Annotated in this window: 15 protein-coding genes and 1 tRNA gene; 8 read left to right on the top strand and 8 right to left on the bottom strand. The window is 42.1% G+C overall.

The genetic code is table 11. The annotated features are described in order from the left end of the window. From R4I06_RS00915 to truB, 6 genes are all read right to left on the bottom strand, one after another. The coding region (locus tag R4I06_RS00915; RefSeq protein WP_334413619.1) for a hypothetical protein at window positions 1-1,187 on the bottom strand (1,187 nt) is incomplete at its 3' end. 265 nt (window positions 1,188-1,452) lie between these two features. Beyond that, window positions 1,453-3,249 (bottom strand): translation elongation factor 4, encoded by a 1,797-nt coding sequence (gene lepA / locus R4I06_RS00910; RefSeq protein WP_334413618.1) that lies wholly within the window; start codon window positions 3,247-3,249, stop codon window positions 1,453-1,455. A 116-nt stretch (window positions 3,250-3,365) separates the two neighbouring features. Beyond that, complete coding sequence (locus R4I06_RS00905) at window positions 3,366-4,142, bottom strand: methyltransferase domain-containing protein (protein ID WP_334413617.1); 777 nt, start codon at window positions 4,140-4,142, stop codon at window positions 3,366-3,368. Between the two features lie 6 nt (window positions 4,143-4,148). Then, window positions 4,149-6,602, bottom strand: a complete 2,454-nt coding sequence (pnp, locus tag R4I06_RS00900; protein ID WP_334413616.1) for a polyribonucleotide nucleotidyltransferase — start codon at window positions 6,600-6,602, stop codon at window positions 4,149-4,151. Window positions 6,603-6,651: 49 nt separating this feature from the next. After that, window positions 6,652-6,933: a 30S ribosomal protein S15 gene (gene rpsO, locus R4I06_RS00895; RefSeq protein ID WP_334413615.1), complete on the bottom strand. Its 282-nt coding sequence runs from the start codon at window positions 6,931-6,933 to the stop codon at window positions 6,652-6,654. Window positions 6,934-6,957: 24 nt separating this feature from the next. Then, window positions 6,958-7,872 carry a tRNA pseudouridine(55) synthase TruB gene (gene truB / locus R4I06_RS00890; protein WP_334413614.1) on the bottom strand — a complete coding sequence of 305 codons (915 nt, stop codon included), beginning with the start codon at window positions 7,870-7,872 and terminating at the stop codon, window positions 6,958-6,960. A 162-nt stretch (window positions 7,873-8,034) separates the two neighbouring features. Between truB and R4I06_RS00885 the strand changes: the two genes are divergently transcribed. Then, on the top strand, window positions 8,035-9,135 hold the full coding sequence (locus R4I06_RS00885; protein ID WP_334413613.1) for a rod shape-determining protein: 1,101 nt from the start codon (window positions 8,035-8,037) through the stop codon (window positions 9,133-9,135). 61 nt (window positions 9,136-9,196) lie between these two features. Here the strand turns inward: R4I06_RS00885 and mreC are convergent, their stop codons facing one another. Further along, entirely contained in the window at window positions 9,197-10,105 is a 909-nt protein-coding gene (mreC, locus tag R4I06_RS00880; RefSeq protein WP_334413612.1) for a rod shape-determining protein MreC, read from the bottom strand. Window positions 10,106-10,174: 69 nt separating this feature from the next. On the opposite strand from mreC, the gene R4I06_RS00875 reads away from it, so the two are divergent. From R4I06_RS00875 to R4I06_RS00855, 5 genes are all read left to right on the top strand, one after another. Further along, window positions 10,175-10,248 (top strand) — tRNA-Arg (locus R4I06_RS00875). A gap of 40 nt (window positions 10,249-10,288) precedes the next feature. Continuing rightward, the gene (locus R4I06_RS00870; RefSeq protein ID WP_334413611.1) at window positions 10,289-11,476 is read left to right on the top strand and encodes a cation:dicarboxylate symporter family transporter; all 1,188 of its coding nucleotides are present in this window, start codon (window positions 10,289-10,291) and stop codon (window positions 11,474-11,476) included. A 94-nt stretch (window positions 11,477-11,570) separates the two neighbouring features. After that, window positions 11,571-12,779 (top strand): cation:dicarboxylate symporter family transporter, encoded by a 1,209-nt coding sequence (locus R4I06_RS00865; protein WP_334413610.1) that lies wholly within the window; start codon window positions 11,571-11,573, stop codon window positions 12,777-12,779. 7 nt (window positions 12,780-12,786) lie between these two features. Continuing rightward, window positions 12,787-13,395 carry a tRNA (adenosine(37)-N6)-threonylcarbamoyltransferase complex dimerization subunit type 1 TsaB gene (tsaB, locus tag R4I06_RS00860; protein WP_334413609.1) on the top strand — a complete coding sequence of 203 codons (609 nt, stop codon included), beginning with the start codon at window positions 12,787-12,789 and terminating at the stop codon, window positions 13,393-13,395. A 94-nt stretch (window positions 13,396-13,489) separates the two neighbouring features. Further along, complete coding sequence (locus R4I06_RS00855) at window positions 13,490-15,397, top strand: peptidylprolyl isomerase (RefSeq protein ID WP_334413608.1); 1,908 nt, start codon at window positions 13,490-13,492, stop codon at window positions 15,395-15,397. A 1,231-nt stretch (window positions 15,398-16,628) separates the two neighbouring features. Here the strand turns inward: R4I06_RS00855 and R4I06_RS00850 are convergent. Beyond that, a complete protein-coding gene (locus R4I06_RS00850) occupies window positions 16,629-17,819 on the bottom strand; it encodes a pyridoxal phosphate-dependent aminotransferase (RefSeq protein WP_334413607.1) in 1,191 nt (396 codons plus the stop codon). Between the two features lie 243 nt (window positions 17,820-18,062). Between R4I06_RS00850 and R4I06_RS00845 the strand changes: the two genes are divergently transcribed. Together R4I06_RS00845 and trxB are read left to right on the top strand one after the other, a co-directional pair. Then, window positions 18,063-18,668: a peroxiredoxin gene (locus R4I06_RS00845; RefSeq protein ID WP_334413606.1), complete on the top strand. Its 606-nt coding sequence runs from the start codon at window positions 18,063-18,065 to the stop codon at window positions 18,666-18,668. A gap of 18 nt (window positions 18,669-18,686) precedes the next feature. After that, a complete protein-coding gene (trxB, locus tag R4I06_RS00840; protein WP_334413605.1) occupies window positions 18,687-19,655 on the top strand; it encodes a thioredoxin-disulfide reductase in 969 nt (322 codons plus the stop codon). Window positions 19,656-20,076: the final 421 nt, after the last annotated feature.

Here is a 20,076-nt window from a genome sequence, read left to right as displayed (position 1 = left end):
TTTATCTGATCAAGCATGAGATCTTGAGAAATTGAGTCTCTAAACCCAATTGCGCCGCCAAAGTTCGCTTCCCTTGCGGTCAAGGATTTCTCCACATTATCCATCTTCTCCGAGATACCATCCAACTCCGCCTTCATATCTCGAATGTCATCATTTAAAAAATCTATATCTCTTTTTAATTCACTAACCCTCAACTGCATTGCATCAACTTCTTTGGAAAGTTTATCCGAAAGTTTTTTCTTATCATTATAGGCTTTCAAAGCCCCTTCATACTCTTCTCTCTCCTCTATTTTAGCAGAGGACGACGGTTGACTACGATCAGCGTCTTCCCCCCTCTCAATCCGTAAACTGTTGACCTTAGCACTTGCAACCTCTAAATCCACGAGCACAGCCCTGTATTCTTCCCTTTTTGCTGTCAAAGCTGCCCTGTCTGCATTTAATTTTGCGATACTACGTCTAACCAACTCCATGGATTCTCTTAAGTTACCACGTATGGTGTTTTTATTATTAAGTAACTTCCCATAATAGTCTGATGATGCGCTAAAGTCGTCTCTCATAGCAGCAACAACTTCATGAGCCTCATGTAAACACCGCTCCATCGCTTCTCTTTTAATCTTTTTAAGTTCGTGAACCTTGCTGTATAACTCATGAATGCTACGCAATTCCTCTATCCTGCGAACAATTGCTGCTTCCTCGGCATATATACCTTTAATGTCCTCCTTCCCTGCGTTTATTACATCTGCATTTCTCTCGATAGAGCCAACCATACTTCTTACCATATCTTCCTTACAACTAATGAGCCATTTCCTATTTTCTTCTGATGCTCTCCTAATGCGCCCTAGACGAGGTGAATTGTAAACTACAGCACAGACAGCAGCCGAACTTATCGCCAACACTATGATTATGGAAGCTATGTATGGAACAGACTTCAATCCCATTTCCTGTAAGCGAAACTGAAAGTACAAATTGTATATTGAAAAAGCAACTACAGAACTTGCCGCTATGATTGTTAATAGAATTATGCCGGACCCAACTCTAATGTACCTCCTATCAGAGTCCAAAAGCATTCTTATATCGTTGCTAATAACCATGCATGACTCATCCTCTACCGTATGTCGAAGCCCGCTAACTTGTATTCCTGATGATCTAGAAGACTTCTTACTACCAACGGCCCCTTTTCCACTCATGAAAACACCTCTCACTCAATCAATATAGGTTCCTATTGTTTATACTAGTTATGCGCTTTATGGAACTTAAATTATTAATTTTTTAATTTTTATGGTATTTCGCAAGACATACCATGATGCAAAACCTGCCTGTTATGAGGAAATGGACATATTTATAAATTTGATTAACTATCGCTTTTAAGATATTGAAAAAGCCATATTTATATATCTGTTAGCTATATCTAAATTAAAAGCTGACATGGAAAATCAACACTAGGTTGAATACTTAATCCTTTACCTTTAATGCTTGTATAAAAGCACTCTGTGGCACATTTATATTTCCTATAGCTCTAAGACGCTTCTTACCTTTCTTCTGCTTCTCCAAGAGTTTCATTTTTCTCGTAACATCGCGCCCATAAACCTTTGCAGTGACATCCTTGCGATAAGGAGAAATAGTTTCACGTGCAACTATCTTCGATCCTACAGCGGCCTGTATTGCAATTTTATACTGCTGTCTAGGAATTAAATCTTTAAGTCTTTCGCAAATTTCCCTTCCTCTCGACTCCACTTTAGACTTATGTATGATACATGCAAGTGCGTCCACAGGTTCGGAATTTATTAAAAATGTCAGCTTGGATATATCTGAAATTCTATACTCATCCATATGCCAATCAAAGCTAGCATATCCCTTTGACAAAGATTTCAATCTATCATAGAAATCAAATACAACTTCTGCCAATGGAAGCCTGTATTGCAGGAGCGCCATACTACCAGTATAAGATAAATCAACCCTCTCCCCACGTTTCCCATTACACAGCGCAAGCATAGCACCTAAATACTGATCTGGGACCATTATAGTGGCCATGATCCAGGGTTCTTCGACTTTTAAAATCTCATGAGCTTCTGGAAGGTCATTTGGATTATGTATATCAGTAACGATACCATTCTTTCCAGCTACTCTATACACAACACTAGGAGCAGTGGCGGTTAGATCTAGGTCAAATTCTCTCTCTAGCCTCTCTTGTATAACTTCTAAGTGAAGCATACCCAGAAAGCCACATCTAAACCCGTATCCCAATGCCGTAGAATTCTCCATATCAAAAGTGAAACTGGCATCGTTAAGCTGCAGCTTTCCTAGAGCATCCCTAAGATGTTCAAAGTCCCCAGCATCCACGGGAAAGAGACTACAAAATACTACTGGGCACACCGTTCTAAATCCAGATAAGGCCTCAGTACACCTGTTGCCGTCCTCAGTTATGGTGTCCCCAACCTTGCAGGCTGAAAGCTCCTTTATACCCGCAGTGAAAAATCCAATCTCACCAACGAGAAGTTCATCTACCATCTTTTTATAAGGGGTAAAGACACCAACATTATCAACCTGGTAGACAGTATCAGTGGCGAGCATAGCAATCTTGGTGCCCTTTCTAAGTACCCCATCATGAATACGCACTAAGATTACAATTCCAAGATATGTGTCATACCAACTATCGACCAATATCGCTTTCAATGGCTTATTACAATCACCTACAGGAGCAGGCAATCTCTCAACTATCGCTTCTAATACATCGCGGATTCCAATGCCAGTTTTCGCAGAGACAAGTAGCGCCCTGCTCGCATCAAGACCTATAATCGACTCTATTTGCTGCTTCACTTGTTCTGGATCAGAAGATGCTAAATCTATTTTATTTAGTACCGTAATAATCTCGTGGTCATTATCTATTGCCTTATAAACATTGGCCAACGTCTGCGCTTCAACGCCTTGGCTACTATCAACCACCAACAGCGATCCCTCACACGCTGCTAAACTCCTACTTACCTCATACGAAAAATCAACGTGCCCCGGTGTATCAACCAAGTTTAAGCAATAGGTTTTGCCATCATTAGCACTGTATTGCAATCTTACAGTTTGGGCCTTTATAGTAATACCACGCTCTCTTTCTATATCCATGGAATCCAGAATCTGATCCTTCATATCCCTCTGGGCTAAGGCATTACAGGCCTCTATCAATCTGTCTGCTAAAGTAGACTTACCATGGTCTATATGGGCTATAATTGCAAAATTCCTTATTAATTCTTGATCCACAATACATCCAATAAACAATACAATGCGCAATATCTAAATACTACCCATTACCTCTAAAGGCAAGGATTTGAAAAAGCACAATAGCAGCAACAAAAAGAAGCGGTGATCATTCTATGTTACTTCTTTTTCCCCATTACCAAAATAATCTCAAATTGCACAGGAACGACTTCTGCTAACTCCATGCAAAGAGACTTTTTATACGAGTCCCAGGCTTTGCCAATTGCATACTCAGACAACGATTCATTTTCCAAAAAGATACTTTCCTCTCCAATATCTTTCATATCTCTGAATAAATGGTACAAATCTCTGTACTGCATTTCGACAATACTCATATCTGCAACAACGTCTGCAAAACCGCACGAATGCATGTAATCAATAACATCATGCACCCTACTAAAAGACTGGATTCTAGGAACAATACGCTCGCCATCTGCAGCTATCATCGCTTTCTTTATTCCCAACAGAGTTTTACTACCCAAAAGAGCGGCAACAAATACACTTCCACATCGCAAAATAGAAAAAGTCTTGCGAAACACAGACAAGTGGTCAGTTACATTATGGAGAACCAGGTTACTAACCACAAAGTCAAAACTCTCGTCTTTGAAAGGCAAGTGCTCGTCATTCACGACAATGCCATACCCATACTGAAGAGTGGTGCAGATTATAGAATACGCGACATCACATTGGTATATAACACATCCATCTGGTAAGCAGGAACGAACACGCGCCGTCACATTTCCATCCCTACTACCCAACACCAGCACATCACGCATGCTTGGCTGCACCAAGAAGGCCACCCTGTCACTTAACAACCGCGCGACCTCTGACAACAATTCAGATGAGAAGGAAACAGCATTCCCTCTCACCGATCTCTTGCCACCCCCAAAAGGCATGGTGCCCTAGAAAAACCTTGGAGACTTCTTATTACCACCATTAGTAGTATTGTGCTGCTGCGCCCCACCGTTACCTGATGCAGGAGCCGATGTAGCCCCACCTGTGTGGTTACTACGCCTACGAGGCTGAGAAGATCTGCTATTGCCCCCAGCAATCGCTCCGCGTCTCTTACTATCAGGCCTTTTTGCAGCACCACCTGCAGGAGCCCCACTTCTCGCTCCTCCAGAAGCAGCAACGCCGCCATCACTATTATAGCCAGAAGCTGAATTATCACTCCCCGCATCAGAAGAGGAAAAATTTCCTCTCTTATGGTGAGACACATATGGTTCTATGCCCTCAACAATCTCTCCGGTTTCTTGATCCACCCTATAAATGGAAAGCTGCACATGATCCTTGCTATCAACGTCTACGACTAATACCTTGACTTTGTCTCCAACTGCGAGAACGTCATGAACAGATTCTATATGCTCATTCTTTATCTCGCTTATATGTACGAACCCTCTCCTAGAGCCCATAAAAGTTATGAATGCTCCATGCTTTACAAGTTCGCTCACTACACCACTATAGACCTTTCCAACTTCAGGCTCAGATACTATACCCAAGATGAGACTTTTAGCCTCTTCGATAGCTGCTTTGCCAACAGCATATATCATGGCAACACCTTCCTGGGAAATCTCTATCTTTACACCAGTTTTCTCGCAGATACCTTTGATATTTTTGCCGCCACTACCTATGACGTTCTTTATTTTGTTCTTGTCTATAACTATAGATTCCATCCTAGGAACATTCTCGCGAACCCCATCACGAGACTGCTTTATCACAGCCTCCATCTTGTCCATGATATGCAATCTACCTTCTTTAGCCTGATACAAGGCAGATTCTATAATCTCAAACCCTATACCCTTTATCTTCATATCCATCTGAAGCGCAGTAATGCCTTCTCTGGTACCAGCAACCTTAAAGTCCATGTCACCAAGGCAATCTTCATCACCAAGAATATCTGACAAGATCATATACTTATCACCATCCTTAATAAGCCCCATAGCAATACCAGCCACAGAGGCTTTCAACGGCACCCCAGTGTCCATAAGAGCCAACGATGCACCACACACTGTAGCCATAGAAGAAGACCCATCAGATTCCGTAATCTCAGAAACCACTCTTATGGTGTAAGGAAAATCAGTTTTCGATGGCAAAACCGCATGAATAGCTCTCCATGCCAATTTTCCATGACCTATCTCCCTCCTACCTGGCGGGCGCAGCGCAGCAGCTTCCCCAACAGCATATGGAGGGAAATTGTAATGTAACAAAAATCTCTCCCTCTTATCACCGTCAAATCCATCCACAATCTGCTCGTCTTGCGGCGTACCCAAGGAAGTAATAACTAATGCCTGAGTATCACCTCTGGTAAATAGCGCAGAACCGTGAGCCCTTTGAATCAAATCTATCTCAATCTCAATATTACGTATTTGATCAGAACGCCTTCCATCGATCCTTTTTCCACTATCCAAAACCCTAGAGCGCATTAAGTCTCTCTCAAAAGTTTTGATAGCTAAAAGTATATCCTGCTCAGTGTACTCGCCACTGCCGCCAGCAAAATACTTCTCCGACAATTCAGCAAAAAGCCCGCTCCTGGCAGCCTCTAGCTTTTGCACCCTGACCTTCTTACTTACTTCCGAACATGCATCAGAAAATTCCTCAACACGCTTGTTGTCTATTGAAGAGATCAAAGCACTTATGTCGTGAGGAACAAAGCCAGAATCACCACTCGTTCTTCCAACGTCACTAGCAAAGTCACGTATGGCCCCTATAACACTTTCACAATTTTCATGAGCGAACTTTAACGCACCCAACATTACGTCTTCAGGTAACTCAGAAACCTCAGATTCGACCATAAGAACTGAAGTGTCAGTCCTAGCGTAAAACATGTCTAAGGCACTCACACTAAGATCATCCGCAGATGGATTGAGAATATAACGCTTCTCCTCAGCATGATATCCAATCCTAGCTCCAGCAACAGTGCTTTCAAAGGGGACCCCTGAAATCGCAACAGCTGCGGCAGCCCCTATTAGAGCCACAGTCTCTGGAGGACCACTTGGATCGTAGGATAACAAGTTACATACTATCGCCACTTCATCGCAAAACCCCGTCGGAAAGAGCGGCCTTAAGCTCCTATCAACCAACCTAGAGATCAAGGTTTCCCTATCCGAAGGCTTACCCTCTCTTTTAAAAAAGCCTCCAGGAATCTTGCCTACAACATAACCCTTAGCAAGAAACTGAACCGTGAGCGGCAAGAAATCTACCAACTCTTTAGCTTTCTGATACACAATGGTAGACAGTACCGATGTTCCTCCATAGCTTACAACAACCGCTCCATCGGCCTGACGCGCTATCTTACCGGTCTCCATAACTAAAGACCTATCTCCCCACTCTATAGACTTCCTAGTGATATCAAACATAATAACAATTCCTATCTTTTAGCCATCAAGACCAATTACATATAATGCCTCAATGGAACACATCTCTTATACCTAACTTCTTCACAAGGTCTAAATACGAATCCTTCCCATACTTATCTTTTACATACCTAAGGTTTTTGCGCCTTTTACACACCAAAACCATGAGACCTCTCCTGCAATGAAAATCCTTCTTGTGAATCTTGAGATGCTCAGTGAGATTACGTATTCTTTCGGATAAGATAGCACACTGCACATATGCAGAACCAGTGTCGCCTTCTTTGACGGCATACTCAGAAATTAGCTCAGACTTTCTAGCAGGTGTAATAGACATATGAACGCAGAGACCTCCCTTCCATTAATAATTAAAAACCCGCACCGGCTGCAAAGCACTACCCGACACCCTACAGATGGCTACCGGAAGACCACCAATGCTGCTGACTAGGTAACACATACCATAATTCTCTTCTGTATACAAGGCATTTAAGCTAACCTCTTTTAAGCTGATGCTTCCACCATTCTTTATGACAGAAGCGGCTTTTTCCTCGACTTCAACTTCTGGAATTCCCTTCATAACAAACTTCATGGGTTTTATTATGCTATCTAGCTTACCTTCTTTATATAGCGCTTCTAACCTTTCTAATGTTACGCTATCATCCTCACAAAATACTCCGTCTACCCTACGATGCAGTCTCGATACATAGCCTAGACACTTTAGGACAACACCTAAATCTCTTACTAATGATCGTATATAAACTCCTTTGTGGCAGGTTATGAGAAAACTCGTGACATTCTTCTGGCTATTAAAGTCTGTTATTTTTATTTCTTGAATATTTACTTCTCGTGGCTTTAGCTCAGCTATCCCCCCTCTTCTAGAAATGTCATATGCCCTTACTCCCCCAACATTTATAGCAGAAAAAGTTGGCGGTACTTGCTGTATCTTTCCGATAAAGCCGTTTACTGCTTCGTTTATGTCGCATAAAGTGGGCTGAATAGCACTCACATCCACTATATCCCCCTCTGCGTCATCTGTGGAGCGCTGAATACCCCATTGTGCCGTTACTACATAAGATTTAGTATTATTGGTTATATAGCTTATGGTTTTTGTTGCTTCTCCCAAGGCAATCGGTAGAACCCCCGTGGCTAAGGGATCTAATGTCCCAGCATGCCCAACTTTACACCCCAGTATCCTCTTTATCCTATTTACAACTTGCCCCGAACTTATGCCATATCCCTTGCATATGTTTATCCATCCACATTTAGCACTATACATAGGGCACTCTTATAACTATCATGTAGTCGCATATTGTAGTTGATGTTAAGCTATAGGTACAAAAATTAAACTCAAAACGTGCTATATGGCGTATATGAGTGTATATACCATAGCTGTATTGGCGCACCAACTGCGGTAGTGCTTTGTGTACATGGTTGTCATATGATGAACTCGTTGTTGTCCTACATTAGTAAAATAAAGCAATCCCTAAAGCGACTCAGGGACTTTCTCACCTGTAATGGGTGGATTGCAAGCGACATTGCCATAGACCTCGGTACGGCTAACACCTTGGTATACGTAAAAGGAAAGGGCATCGTGTTGAATGAGCCTTCTGTAGTCGCATTATTAAAAGATGGCAATAGTTATATTCCTCACGCATTCGGAGCGAAAGCAAAGATGATGATTGGAAGAACCCCTGAAAGTATAGAAGCGGTACGCCCTTTAAAAGATGGTGTAATAGCAGATTTTAGGTGTGCAGAAGAAATGATAAAATTCTTCATCCGCAGTGTTAGTAAGCACAGGAGTATCAATAGGCCCACTATTGTCATATGCGTTCCATCTGGCTCTACTCCCGTAGAGAGAAGAGCTATACATAACGCCGCAGCATGCGCTGGAGCAGGTCGCGTTTTCTTAGTGGAAGAATCTATGGCAGCTGCTATAGGTTCTGGGCTTCCTGTAATGCATGCTGAGGGATCTATGATAGTCGACGTAGGAGGAGGCACAACCGAGATTGCGATTACCTCACTGGGAGGCATAGTGTATTCAAGATCTATAAGGAGCGGCGGCGACCTTATGGATGAAGCTATAATCACTTATGTCAGGAAGAACTATAACCTTCTTATAGGAGAGGCTACAGCAGAAAAGATAAAGAAGAGCATAGGCGCTGCTACAACACCAGAAGAAGGCAATGGCGAAGAAATGACTGTAAAAGGAAGAGATTTAGGCACTGGCATTCCTAGAGAAATAGTGATATCTGAACGCGAGGTGGCGGAAAGCTTAACCGAGATAGTGGGTCAAATAGTATCAGCAGTTAAAGTAGCACTTGAATGTACTCCCCCAGAATTATCGGCAGATATAGTAGAAAGTGGTATAACGCTTTCAGGAGGAGGTGGAATGCTGAAAAAACTTGATTACGTTATCAGTGAAGAGACCAAATTGCCTGTTTCTGTTGCTGATCATCCCCTTTATTGTGTTGCAATGGGTGTGGGAAAGATACTAGAAGACATGGACTCGATGTCGCAAGTGCTCTTTCAGCAAGATTAATTCACTTATCACAAAATTGCAGCGCGCTTTGCCGAGTGGTTGAGCTCCTTTTTAGGGGAGCTCATTTCATCAAGACGCTGACGATATTTAGCGTTCTAGGGTTGAGCTTGGTAATGACCCTTTCGCCATTATCCACATGTCCCACATACACTCCGTAAGGGAAGTCCTCTTCATCTCCTGCTGTTACCACAAGAGAGCCGTTCTTTATACCAGCTTGTTCTACACCTGAGAGCACGAGGCCATTGTCACTCCCACGCACTATTGCTCTTAGGCCATTATCTACAACTGATACTTCCATCTGGAACTCTTTATCTGTAAGAAGTAGCACTTTTGCGCGCCTATCCCATACTTCTACAACTTTTCCAACGAGGCCTTCACTATTGACAACAACTTGTCCCTTTTTTATTCCATCTGTAAGTCCTGCTGGAATGAGCACATTTTCTTTTACTCCATCATAAAAAACCAACGCCCTAGTAGTTAAGTATGACAAGTTGCTGTAGTCAGAAAGAAAATTCAGCATTTGCTTAAGTTTTTCATTCTCTCCGACAATAGAATTTATCCTTTCACCACAAGGAGATAATGCAGCACTATCATCTGTAGCAGTAAAAGCATCATCAGCCCGCGTATTAGGGCAATATACGTGATAATCAGCCTGGCTCTGTCCTTTTAGCAGGTCAGTAACCCTTTTTACCGCATGTACTGAATAGTCAGATATGGTACCTAACACGCCTCCGGTTATATCTTTTCCCAATGGGTCAAAGCAGCACACGGCAACGCCAACTACTATACACAATGCTACCCTCTTCCTGAGGAGCACACGCATGGCACCACTAATCCCCCTGTAGGAAGTGCTGGTAGCCAGTCTTATTCCTCTGTACTTCACTATTAATAACAAGAAAAAAACAAAACAACTATCACTAGAGTACTTCCAAAATCCCCTCACATAAAGAATAATTTCAACAGCTAACATCTCAAAAATATGGGCAAAAATGTTGTTTACACGGGGAGAATTAACTTATAACCTAAAGTGCATTTTTATGCGCCCTTAGCTCAGTTGGATAGAGCATTTGACTACGGATCAGAAGGTCGGGCGTTCGAGTCGCTCAGGGCGCGTTTTTGTAATCATAATAGTGTTGTGTGTTAGAGTCGTTCTATGAGTCATTCCTTACGGTTCATTTTGATAGCGTTACTGTCTGGATCTATGTTCCTTTTCGCAGATATTGTGCCTTACGAAGTGAGATCGTTCTGTTATGCACTGAGTTTGTCAGTAAAAGAGATATTGATATTTTTGTTACCTTTTATCGTATTTAGCGTTGTATTCTACTCAGTGAGCAGATTTAATGGAGAAAGACTATTTAGCACTACTGCTCTGCTTCTTGTAATGGTTGCGGTATCTAACTCTGGAGCAACGTGCATAGCATATCTCATTGGGAGCACGGTGCTAGGTTCGGGAAACGAGCACAAAGTCGTATATGATGTGGCTTTGGGGGATAGTTTAGTCCCCATGTACAATACATTTAGCATGCCACTCGTAGTGAGTCCTGCTCATGCCCTGATTTCGGGTTTTTTGCTGGGTATAGTGGCTCCTAAGCTACTAGGAAGGAAGAGAGTCGATGTGATTTCTAGCAGGCTTTACGGCGCAAGCATTTTCGTTCTAGATCGCGTCTTTAACAACATACTGCCTTTTTTCTTAGTGGGGTTCATTTTCAAGATCCGCAGTGAGAACGCACTGGAGCTGCTCTCGGGAAATAATAAGGCAATACTGTGTATCCTTGTACCACCGCTTGTGTACATTGTATTTCTCTACTGGTTGGGTAGCGGGCTATCAATATCTAAAGCATTGAAGTCTATAAAGAACATGTGGGTAGCTGCTCTTACGGGATTTGTTACCATGTCCAGTTTGGCGACTATGCCTCAGACTTTGAAGGCAGTGCAAGAAAATACTGATGATTCCCCCTTATCTTTCATTGCTGTGCCTGGCTCTGTAAATATACACCTGGTGGGGGATTGCTTTTTTTCAGTAGTGCTCCTGCTGTTTATATCCTACGTCTTTGGATCAGAGCCATTGAGTGCTTCAGATATTATTCACTTCCTGTCGTATGTCGTGCTTTTGAAGTTCGCTGAGGCTGCGGTTGCTGGTACGGGGTTACTTTTGATGTTACCTGTGATAGAGCAGTATTTACACTTTTCTCCATCTATGGTTTCTATAGCTGCTACCTTGTATATCCTGGTAGATCCCTTAATAACCGTATTCAATATTCTGGGTAACGGCGCATTTTCCATGCTCTTTGTTAAAGTAGGTGGTATCCTGTCGAAACAGACAAAGATGCATAATATCTAACTAACTTAGATTATACCGTCTTCTACATAGGGCGGTAACATTGTGCGTATAGACTGACTGCTGGCAAATGGGTTGCTCCGATTGGTAGGGTTTTATGAGCGTTTGTAAGGGTAATTTTAGAAATACAATTAGATTTTTTATATTGATAACGGTGGTTATTTTCGCCTTTTGTTTTGCGGAGCTAATTCCCTATTCGATAAGGTCATACTCTTACGCCATAAGTCTGTCCATTAAGGAAGTAATGATATTCATACTGCCTTTTGTAGTATTTAGCATAGTACTTCAATCTATTTTGAAGCTTTATGGCAATAGCGCAATACAAACTGTGATACTCTTGCTACTAATGATAGTGATCTCAAACACGTCTTCTATGTTGACAGCAAGTCTTGTAGGTAAAGTCACGGCTTCACCCATAGATGAAAAACTTATTGTTAGCACTGAAGATATTGATAGTGGATTGGAAGCCGCCTATACTGTAAAGTTAAAGCCAGTTATTAGCAATATAAAGGCTGCCATATTGGGCATCGTGATGGGAATTTTGCTTCCTAGGATCCCTTATGTAAAAACAAGGTGTGTTACAGCATCAGCAAAGCTTGTATGCGTAGGCATGTTCATTTTGGAGAAGATTTTCACTCCATTGCTGCCAGTATTCATACTAGGACTTGTGTTTAGGATGCAAAGCAGCAACCTTGGCCCTGTATTGAGTAACGGGTCTAGATCAGCTTCATACTTGCTTCTCTCCGTAGTAATATATCTGTGCATCCTTTATTTTTTTGGATCTGGGTTTTCCATACGTAAATCCGTATCAAAGATAAGAGACATGATGACTGCAGCCTTGGTTGCGCTTACCACAATGTCGAGCTTCATGACCATGGGGCTGGTACTAAAATCCGTAAAGAAGGACTCCGAAGTTCCTGAAATATTTGACATCACCATACCAATTTCTTTAAACGTCCACTTGGTTGGAGATTGCTTTTTTATGATTATTATGTCCTTCACAATACTACATACCTTTCATGCTGCAGATCACATCACCACTGCTTGCTATATAAATTTCCTCCTACATTTTCTAATTTTGAAGTTTGCTATGGTGTCTGTCCCTGGGGGAGGCATAATGGTCATGTTGCCTGTCATAGAGGAGTATTTGCGTTTTACTCCCACCATGCTATCACTCATTACCACCTTGTATGTAATATTTGATCCATTTATTACGGCAACAAACGTTCTGGGTAATGGAGCGTTCTCTATGGCCTTTTCTAAAGTGTATACAAAGCTATTGCGGAATACAAATCAGCGGGTATAACACGAAAATGATCATAATGGTGATAGATACATCGAGCCCGGAATGCGTAGTCGGGCTATTTGATAGTGTAGATGAGACGTTATGTGAAAAGAGGAGCAAAAGCCTCAATAACCATGCGGAGCTTTTGTTTACAATAATGGATTCCGCTTTGAGGGAGTTCGGCATAGATTTTGATGAAATATCACATATAGTTGCAGTTGTTGGGCCTGGGAGTTTTACCGGCCTCAGGGCGTCATTAGCTGCGGTGCAGGGTCTGAAATTATCTAATAATATATCAGTACACGGCATAAGTTTACTGGAATTACAGGCGTACCTCATGCTAACTGGCAATTCTATACCTGAAAGTGCAAACATAATGTCCACAATAGAGGTTTCTAGGGCAGATTCTGTATACTATCAAATCTTCAATAATGTGCTATTTCCGCTAACGGAGGTGAAGTTGGTAAAAAGCGAAGAGTTAAATGAGTGCACAAATGAGAATGTGATAACGAAGCATTCCTGTAAATTAGCAGACACTGCAACCTCTATGGCAGCCGCAAAATTACTGCTTCACAAAATTGAGAATAATCTTCCTCCAACCAAACTTTCGCCCATATATGCCCGCTCCTACATATAAGTGGTGCAAAATGAGCTTTGTAGACCGCAGGAAAAGTCTTGCAGATTGCCTCTCATTACTATATTCCTAGATCGTCTTATCTTGTGTTGTTGTTATGCGCTCTAAGAAGATTTTTGTCGGAGTCGTGATATCTGTAGTGACCTGTGCGTTTTTCTTCACGGCTTTTAGTGGTTTATCGCCCATTGGTAGCTTCTCTACGAATAGTAAGGGAAATGATAGATGCCTTGCCAAAGTGAGGACTAGGTGTTTTTCTTTGCATGAATACAGAACACCTTATCAAAATGAGATTTTGTATATAGAAAGAGCTATAGGCGCAAAGCTCACAGACGCACAGATAGAACAATTTGGTATAAAAAATAGTGTACTTAAGAGTATATTAGGTGAGCTATTGATAGAAGAATTTGCGCGTGATGTAGGCCTTAAGGTCAACCCAAAAAGCATCCGGGATTTGATAAGGGGCATAGATACATTCCACAATGCGAGCGGAGATTTTGACAAAGATAAGTTTCAGAGCGCGCTTGAGGATCTAGGCACCACTGAGAGCGCCTATGTAAAGAAGATTCAGGACTCCCTACCCTCAATTATGCTATCAGAATGCATATTTCCAAAGCCAAGCGAAATGAAGCTCAAGTATCATGATTTGCTAGCAAAAGATGTGTTTATGGGCCTTTCGCAATATAGGGTAGCAGACATAGTGGAGATTTCGCCCGCAGCTGCAAGGGATTACCTAACTGCTGAGCCTTCAGAGAGTGAGCTACAAGATATGTACAAAAAAGAAGGCGGGGAAGGCATGGTATCGCCTGAGTACAGGAGCATAAAATATATCGCTGTTGATGAAGAAGATTCGCTAAGCCAGTCAACAGTATCTGAAGAGGAAATTGAATATGAAATTAAAAACAGCAAGCTTCACGACCAAAGAGATGTCCTGAACTTGGTGTTTTCCGATAAAAATGAAGCGTTGTCTGCTCATAGCGCCATAAAAGAAGGCAGTGCAACCTTTGAGTCCTTCGTTAAAAACTCTACTATCGAAGATATAACGCTGAACAACGTCACTAGAGACATACTTCCTGTAGATGTGAGGAGTAACGTATTCGAGCTATCTGAAGGCGGAATCACTGAGGTGTTCCGTAGCATGGTAGGTTGGCACATAATGAAAGTGTTGAGGAAGCATGAGATTTCCAAGGAAGATTTGGTGGAACTGAAAGAAAAAGTATCACTTCGCATTCGCAAGCAAAAAGCTAGGGAGGTATTTTTGCTTAATCTGAGGAAGGCTAACGAGCTGATAAGCAAGGGTGCTTCTTTCTCTGATGTTAAGAGTGTATTTATTTCCCCATCTGAGGGAGAGGTATTAGATTTTGATATAAGGGGCATGACTTCTGAGGGAGTACATCCGAATGTCAAACACACAATAAACATTGAGGCTATCTCCACTCTTGCTTTTTCCTCTCAGTTGAATAGTCTCTCGCACTTCGTGGATCTTGGAGATACTCATTTTAGCATCATGGTGACGAATGTTTCTCCGCCAAGGGCTATAACCTTTGAGGAAAGCAGACCAATGCTTTTGAGGAAGTGGAAAGAAGATACGAGATCAAGCGAAATGTATAAGATTGCGGCTGGAATCACCGGTAAGCTCAGGTTAGGAGAGGATATTGGTGATTTGGTTGGCGTATATATCAAGAAAGGCGAAGAATTATACGATAGCAGCAGTCTTTCAGGTAGGAGATCTGCTCCTAAATATCCTGGCTTTTTTGTTGATACAGTGTTCAACATGAAGGTTGGAGACGTGAGTAATGCTATAATGGACCATTCAGAAGATGGGGATAGAATCTATATTGCAGTCTTGAGGGATGTAAAAGATCCTGCCATAGATGAGGAAGGGCTCGCAAAATTTAAAGAGGGCTTTTCTAGCGATGCTATTTTCTCCCTTAGGGAGCAGCTTCTTGCCTATCTTACTGAAAAATACGATGTAAAAGTGAATCTGGACCTTTTGGATAAAGTATAAAACCTCAGCCATTGGGTGAGAACTGGCTAAGATATCGAGAGATCTTGGGGCTGTGGTGATTACTACTTTGTGGTGGTTGTCCTCTCTCATCTACTATGTACATGGACAAAGCTAAAAAGCCCGCTGTGGGCTGAATCACTCTAGCTAAGATGTTAGCCCCTGCTATAAATTACTTATACAATTCACTATGCAAAAGACGTAGCGAGAAACCCAGCGTAGCCTAAACTACCATTGCAATTTATGCGAAAACAAAGCCTATGAGTTCAAGGACTGTCCTCATGGTGTACATGTGTGATTAAGCGATGGAGTAAGTGGGAGAAAAAGTATAATCAAAATAGTCTCCTATCTTTCAATCTGCCTCTATCAATGCAGCTACTGAAGTTCGCTACATACATCGAAGATTCTTTAGCGTACTATACTCAGTTTTTTCATCAGACTGAAATTAAGATAGTACGCATAACCAAAAGTAGTCTTCAATCTGCACGATTCAGTTTCACTATGTACGACGCAAAGCTAAAAAGTCTTCAACCTTCCGAATTCTAATTGCACTGCATGCGGAGCAAGGCTAAAAAGCCCGCTGTGGTCTAAATTACCCAGCTAAGAAGAAAAACCCTTTGCTATGGGGTTACTAAGACAATTCACTATGTGCCACACAAAGCTAGAAAGTCAATGTAGCTTGGGTAGCACACACAATCCATATGCAAACGAAGCTAGAACTTAAGTGAATTTTTCATCCAATATAGATGTATGGTTACACAGAATGGCAAATGTGTTGAAAACCCTGACCGAAGAATTTTCGCAGCCACGGGAGTTATTCTACATGTACGCATCAGGTTGGGTGAAGTGAGTAGCCGCAGGTATCCATTTTTTAAAGTGCAACTATTCTTGCGATTACTGAATTAATCCATGAAGCCTGCAGAGAATAGTAACGCCCCTAATATGTGCCTTGCCCTATTCCCGCAGTTACTGTAGTTCGCTACACACATCTAGGATCCCTTGACAAGCCATAGCCAGTTTTTTTTTCATTCGACCAAAATTAACCTAGAAAGTCAATGTAGCTTGGGTGACTCATAGATTCTACATGTACGCATCAAGCTGGGTGGAGTGAGCAGGAAGTAGGCATACCATTATTAAAAGCATGGCCATTCCCGCGGTTACTAGAATGAAATTAAACCAGAAAACGTGGCCCAAAGTAATTTCATCATCCTCCAATCCGCCTCCTATTCAGCAGTTACTGAAGTTCGCTACATGCATCTAGGATTCTTTGGCAGGCTGTAGCTAGTTTTTCATCCGAAAGTGCGTACGATATCCTAAAAAAGTTTTGCGCTCCAAAAGCCACACCTGGAACCACAGCTACATCATGGTGTAGCAAATGCTTTGACATGTCAGTTCCATCACTAATCATTCCCACGCTAGGTGCTTTTTTCCCTATAGCACCTGCACACGAGACAAATACATAAAAGGCTCCCTGAGGTATATCTGCAGAAAGCATCGCCGTTTCTCCTATAGTCTGCATTACTTTATCTCGCCTGCGTGCGAATGCTTTTATCCTATCACGTAGGAATTCATGATCTCCCTCTAGGGCAGTAGTAGCGGCCTTTTGTGCTATAGAATTCGCATTAGTTGTGCTCTGAGATTGTATAACAGAAACCGCCTTTATAACGTTGGCATCTCCTACTACGTACCCTATTCTCCACCCGGTCATGGAGTACGCTTTTGAAACTCCGTTTATTATGAATACTCTATTGTAGAGGGATTCCTCTACCTGCAATATATTCAGAAATTCACAGTCATAGACTAGCTTTGCATATATGTCATCAGTAAGTATGTTTACATGTTCATGCTTCAACAGAACTTTCGCCAAAGCTGTCAGCTCATCTCTACCATATACTGTACCGGCTGGATTTGACGGTGAATTTATTATGAGCCACTTAGTTTTTTGAGTAATTGCACGCTCTAATAATTCTGGGGTTATTTTGAAGGTATCACCACAATCTACTATCACGGGTGTTCCACCGGCTATTTTCACCATATCCGGATAAGAAACCCAATATGGAGCAGGGATTATAACTTCGTCACCGTCGTTTAGTGTAGCCATTAACAGATTATAGATGCACTGCTTAGCGCCACTTCCTACCAGAACTTGATTTAATGCGTAATTGATCCCGTAGTCTTCTTTCATTCTGTGTATAATAGCCCTTCTTAGTTCTGAAATTCCATCAACAGGAGTATACTTGGTAAAACCAGAGTTTATGGCCTGAATAGCTGTAGCTTTTATATGATCTGGGGTGTCAAAATCCGGCTCCCCAGCTCCCAAAGATATTACGTCTCTTCCTTGAGCTATGAGCTCTGCAGTCAACTTTGAAATCTCCAGGGTTGGAGAAGGCTTAATAAAGGCTATTTTATTACTTATCAATGACATAACAATCCCGCGATTCCCAACTACACTTCCTCTGATTCTATTGCGGCCAGAAGACATGCTCATTATGGTAGGAAAGTTCAATGACTTCAAATATTATAACTTTACAAACACACATTAGGGTGTAGAAGTTGTATTCTGAACCCGGGATGACTGGTTACTTATATGCTTATATGAGCTGAAAAACTCGTTGTCTATTCCTTAATATTCCGTATACTGGTCCCAAACTTTTTGTGAGATGTTTTCATGAATTTAGTAACTAAGCAGGCTATAGACTTTACTGCTAGAGCTGTTATGTCTGATGGTAAAATATGTGATCTTACCCTCAGCAAACATGTTGCCGGAAAGTATGCTGTGTTGTTCTTCTATCCGAGAGATTTTACTTTTGTATGCCCAACAGAAATACTATCCATTCACAATAGAATACCGCAATTCACGTTGCAGAATACTGAAGTTATAGGAATTAGTACGGATTCCGAGTTTGCACACAGCCATTGGCGCGGCACACCTTTACAAAGGGGTGGTATCGGTATGGTGAGTTTTCCATTAGTTGCTGATGATTCTCATGCTATCTCCAAGAGTTACGACGTGTTACACAATGACAAGGTGGCCTTAAGAGGCACAGTGGTTATAGATGAAAATTTCATTGTACGCCATCAGTCTGTAAATGATTTACCTATTGGGCGTAATATAGATGACATTCTCCGCATAGTTGATGCTATAGAGCACAACAAAAAGCATGGCGAAGTGTGTCCTGCGGGGTGGACTAAAGGCGAAGTTGCAATGGAAGCTACTCAGCATGGAGTTGAGCATTACCTTCAGTCGCACTCTGATAACTTGGGCCTGAAATAATAGGTGGTACAGAACTTTATGGGTGATATCGATACAAACGCTAATGTCGCTAAGGTGTTGGTATTGGGATCGGGGGCAGCCGGCTGCTCGGCTGCCATTTATACTGGAAGGGCTAATTTATCTCCTGTCCTTATAGCTGGCATGCAGCCTGGAGGACAGTTAGCTACAACAACTGATGTAGAAAACTATCCCGGATTTCAAGCTATAGATGGCCCTGGGCTTATGGAGCATATGAAGCAGCACGCCATCCATAGTGGTGCAACCTGGGTTGAGGATGAGATAGTACAAATAGACTCTAGCGTATATCCCTTCAAGTGCTCTGGCATGTTTGGGGATGTGTATAATGCTTATAGCATTATATTTGCCACTGGCGCGCAAGCTAAATGGCTAGGCATAGAGAGTGAGGAGGCGTTTAAGGGCAAGGGTGTGTCTGCTTGTGCGACTTGTGACGGCTCTTTTTTTAAGGATGTTGTAGTTGCTGTTGTGGGAGGAGGTAATACCGCAGTAGAAGAAGCTTTATATCTTGCAAGAAGTTCTAGTAAAGTATTCCTAATTCACAGAAGAGATAAACTACGTGCTGAAGCTATAATGCAGCAGAGACTATTCTCTAATAGCAAGATAGAAGTCTTGTGGAATAGCGTAGTGAAAGAAGTTCTGGGAGATGAAGGTGGAACTAGTGTGCGCGGTTTACTCTTAGAGTCTACGGTGGACGGGAGTACAAGAGTTTTGGATGTTAGAGGTCTTTTTGTTGCTATAGGACATTCTCCTAACACGGGAGTTCTCAAGAGTATGATAGGCAAGAAGGTGGACCTTGATGATGAGGGATACGTGATCTTATCTCCTGGTGGAACTTCGACAAGTTGTCCCGGAATATTTGCTGCAGGGGATGTACACGACAAGGTATATCGCCAAGCGGTAGTTGCTGCTTCTTCGGGATGTATGGCTGCGTTAGATGCGGAAAGGTTCCTCTCCGAAAAGGGGATATAGTTATCATACCGTATGATAGAAGTGTGGGTTTTGCTACGCGAAGCACGCGAGAGTAAAATTAGCAAAGTGTGGTGTAGGAATCCCTGAGACATATGGGCTGAGAAAACACTCCCTGAATCCCCTCTCATCTGTGCAACAGGACCTTTCTTTGTATGTAGTTTGAGATGTCTGTTCCGTGGGCGCTCGCTCCAAAAGCGCAGTAATCTACATTGCTAGAGAGATATTCCAGATTCTTTTCGCGACAATAGCATGCAGTTTAACTGCACAGAACATACTTGAAAGCTTCTTAGTTTACACTAAGAGAATATAGTTATCATGCCGTGTGATAGACGCGGAACTTCGTCATACAAGGTACAGACAAAATGCTTAATAGCATAGTGATAAGGGAGTTTTAACGCTCGTAAAGCCCTGTAAGCTTCAT

This window comes from Anaplasma bovis, from assembly GCF_036903315.1.
GTDB lineage: Bacteria > Pseudomonadota > Alphaproteobacteria > Rickettsiales > Anaplasmataceae > Anaplasma > Anaplasma bovis.
This window is presented reverse-complemented; position numbering and strand designations above follow the sequence as displayed.

What these genes read in the sequence shown, in the direction of transcription:
- R4I06_RS00870 (WP_334413611.1), top strand. Translation starts at nt 10,289, where the DNA reads ATGAGTCATTCCTTACGGTTCATTTTGATAGCGTTACTGTCTGGATCT.
- R4I06_RS00855 (WP_334413608.1), top strand. Translation starts at nt 13,490, where the DNA reads ATGCGCTCTAAGAAGATTTTTGTCGGAGTCGTGATATCTGTAGTGACC.
- pnp (WP_334413616.1), bottom strand. Translation starts at nt 6,602, where the DNA reads ATGTTTGATATCACTAGGAAGTCTATAGAGTGGGGAGATAGGTCTTTA.
- tsaB (WP_334413609.1), top strand. Translation starts at nt 12,787, where the DNA reads ATGATCATAATGGTGATAGATACATCGAGCCCGGAATGCGTAGTCGGG.
- R4I06_RS00850 (WP_334413607.1), bottom strand. Translation starts at nt 17,819, where the DNA reads ATGTCATTGATAAGTAATAAAATAGCCTTTATTAAGCCTTCTCCAACC.
- R4I06_RS00905 (WP_334413617.1), bottom strand. Translation starts at nt 4,142, where the DNA reads ATGCCTTTTGGGGGTGGCAAGAGATCGGTGAGAGGGAATGCTGTTTCC.
- R4I06_RS00845 (WP_334413606.1), top strand. Translation starts at nt 18,063, where the DNA reads ATGAATTTAGTAACTAAGCAGGCTATAGACTTTACTGCTAGAGCTGTT.
- R4I06_RS00865 (WP_334413610.1), top strand. Translation starts at nt 11,571, where the DNA reads ATGAGCGTTTGTAAGGGTAATTTTAGAAATACAATTAGATTTTTTATA.
- mreC (WP_334413612.1), bottom strand. Translation starts at nt 10,105, where the DNA reads ATGTTAGCTGTTGAAATTATTCTTTATGTGAGGGGATTTTGGAAGTAC.
- R4I06_RS00885 (WP_334413613.1), top strand. Translation starts at nt 8,035, where the DNA reads ATGATGAACTCGTTGTTGTCCTACATTAGTAAAATAAAGCAATCCCTA.
- trxB (WP_334413605.1), top strand. Translation starts at nt 18,687, where the DNA reads ATGGGTGATATCGATACAAACGCTAATGTCGCTAAGGTGTTGGTATTG.
- rpsO (WP_334413615.1), bottom strand. Translation starts at nt 6,933, where the DNA reads ATGTCTATTACACCTGCTAGAAAGTCTGAGCTAATTTCTGAGTATGCC.
- truB (WP_334413614.1), bottom strand. Translation starts at nt 7,872, where the DNA reads ATGTATAGTGCTAAATGTGGATGGATAAACATATGCAAGGGATATGGC.